Here is a 409-nt window from a genome sequence, read left to right as displayed (position 1 = left end):
TCCATGATGTCGCGCTGATGCTCGATCGCGAGCGCGAGAGCCGGGAGCAGTCACCGACCGCAGCCGTCGTCGACAGCCAGTCGATCAAGGCGCCGGCAGCAGAAAAGCGCGGGTTCGACGCCGGTAAGAAGATCGTCGGACGCAAACGCCACATCGCCGTCGATACCGATGGCAGGCTGCTCATGGTCAACCTGACCACCGCCGACATCTCCGACAGCGCCGGCGCCCAGCACATCGTTGCCGCCATCCGCAAGCGCTGGCCCTGGCTCAAGCATTTGTTCGCCGACGGCGCCTATGATCGCACCCGCCTCCTGGACGCCGCCGCCTATCGCGACTTCGTCATCGAGATCGTCCGTCGCACCGACAAGCAGCCCGGCTTCAAGGTGCTGCCGAGGCGATGGGTCGTCGA

1 protein-coding gene is annotated in these 409 nt (G+C 65.8%); it reads left to right on the top strand.

The features are described 5' to 3' along the window. Positions 1-409 (top strand): transposase (locus tag AC1D34_RS38330; protein ID WP_476827120.1); only part of this gene is annotated, 409 nt, incomplete at both ends.

The sequence above is a fragment of the Allobosea sp. P1_A7 genome (assembly GCF_056406775.1).
This window is presented reverse-complemented; position numbering and strand designations above follow the sequence as displayed.